We start from the raw sequence: 1,668 nt of genomic DNA on the forward strand, positions 1-1,668 counted from the left end.
GAAGTGGTGGGCCGTGAAGGATTCGAACCTTCGACCAATTGGTTAAAAGCCAACTGCTCTACCAACTGAGCTAACGGCCCTTCTTGGTAAATCATCCTGAATTTGCTCATTCACCTTAATGAATGAGTCCACTTTCAGAAGAGTGGTTTTGAATTTAATAACCAAAGCATGACTTAAGTTATTCACTTTCAAAGAAGTGGTGGGCCGTGAAGGATTCGAACCTTCGACCAATGTGGTAGTTAAGAGTAAAGCCAACTGCGCTCTTATTATAAAGCATCAACTGAGCTACTATCTTTCCAACCTTTCTTTATTTTTAGCCACTTAAAGGAAGTGGTGGGCCGTGAAGGATTCGAACCTTCGACCAATTGGTTAAAAGCCAACTGCTCTACCAACTGAGCTAACGGCCCTTCTTGGTAAATCATCCTGAATTTGCTCATTCACCTTAATGAATGAGTCCACTTTCAGAAGAGTGGTTTTGAATTTAATAACCAAAGCATGACTTAAGTTATTCACTTTCAAAGAAGTGGTGGGCCGTGAAGGATTCGAACCTTCGACCAATTGGTTAAAAGCCAACTGCTCTACCAACTGAGCTAACGGCCCGTCTTGGTAAATCATTCTGAATTCATCTACTTTCAGATGCTAAGTAGATCCACCTCAGAAAAGGTGGTGGGCCGTGAAGGATTCGAACCTTCGACCAATGTGGTAGTTAAGAGTAAAGCCAACTGCGCTCTTATTACAAAGCATCAACTGAGCTACTATCTTTCCAACCTTTCTTTATTTTTAGCCACTTAAAGGAAGTGGTGGGCCGTGAAGGATTCGAACCTTCGACCAATTGGTTAAAAGCCAACTGCTCTACCAACTGAGCTAACGGCCCTTCTTGGTAAATCATCCTGAATTTGCTCATTCACCTTAATGAATGAGTCCACTTTCAGAAGAGTGGTTTTGAATTTAATAACCAAAGCATGACTTAAGTTATTCACTTTCAAAGAAGTGGTGGGCCGTGAAGGATTCGGACCTTCGACCAATGTGGTAGTTAAGAGTAAAGCCAACTGCGCTCTTATTATAAGGCATCAACTGAGCCAACATCTTTCCAACCTTCCTTTATTATTTAACCACTCAAAGGAAGTGGTGGGCCGTGAAGGATTCGAACCTTCGACCAATTGGTTAAAAGCCAACTGCTCTACCAACTGAGCTAACGGCCCTTCTTGGTATTACATTTCTGAATTCATCTACTATAAAAGTAGAACCACCTCAGAAAAAGTGGTGGGCCGTGAAGGATTCGAACCTTCGACCAATTGGTTAAAAGCCAACTGCTCTACCAACTGAGCTAACGGCCCTTCTTGGTAAATCATTCTGAATTTGCTCATTCACCTTAATGAATGAGTCCACTTTCAGAAGAGTGGTTTTGAATTTAATAACCAAAGCATGACTTAAGTTATTCACTTTCAAAGAAGTGGTGGGCCGTGAAGGATTCGAACCTTCGACCAATTGGTTAAAAGCCAACTGCTCTACCAACTGAGCTAACGGCCCTTCTTGGTATTACATTTCTGAATTCATCTACTATAAAAGTAGAACCACCTCAGAAAAAGTGGTGGGCCGTGAAGGATTCGAACCTTCGACCAATTGGTTAAAAGCCAACTGCTCTACCAACTGAGCTAACGGCCCTTC

Annotated in this window: 10 tRNA genes; all 10 read right to left on the reverse strand. The window is 42.2% G+C overall.

Annotated features, from left to right (window positions below):
• Positions 1 to 4: 4 nt before the first annotated feature.
• A tRNA-Lys gene (locus EKG38_RS24690) sits at positions 5 to 80 on the reverse strand.
• A 117-nt stretch (positions 81 to 197) separates the two neighbouring features.
• Positions 198 to 287 (reverse strand) — tRNA-OTHER (locus EKG38_RS25055).
• Between the two features lie 44 nt (positions 288 to 331).
• A tRNA-Lys gene (locus EKG38_RS24695) sits at positions 332 to 407 on the reverse strand.
• A 117-nt stretch (positions 408 to 524) separates the two neighbouring features.
• Positions 525 to 600 (reverse strand) — tRNA-Lys (locus tag EKG38_RS24700).
• Positions 601 to 664: 64 nt separating this feature from the next.
• Positions 665 to 754: transfer RNA gene (locus tag EKG38_RS25060), tRNA-OTHER, on the reverse strand.
• 44 nt (positions 755 to 798) lie between these two features.
• A tRNA-Lys gene (locus EKG38_RS24705) sits at positions 799 to 874 on the reverse strand.
• A gap of 252 nt (positions 875 to 1,126) precedes the next feature.
• A tRNA-Lys gene (locus EKG38_RS24710) sits at positions 1,127 to 1,202 on the reverse strand.
• A gap of 59 nt (positions 1,203 to 1,261) precedes the next feature.
• A tRNA-Lys gene (locus EKG38_RS24715) sits at positions 1,262 to 1,337 on the reverse strand.
• A 117-nt stretch (positions 1,338 to 1,454) separates the two neighbouring features.
• Positions 1,455 to 1,530: transfer RNA gene (locus tag EKG38_RS24720), tRNA-Lys, on the reverse strand.
• 59 nt (positions 1,531 to 1,589) lie between these two features.
• Positions 1,590 to 1,665, reverse strand: a tRNA-Lys gene (locus EKG38_RS24725).
• Between the last annotated feature and the right edge of the window lie 3 nt (positions 1,666 to 1,668).

This window comes from Shewanella canadensis (genome assembly GCF_003966225.1).
Classification (GTDB): Bacteria; Pseudomonadota; Gammaproteobacteria; order Enterobacterales; family Shewanellaceae; genus Shewanella; species Shewanella canadensis.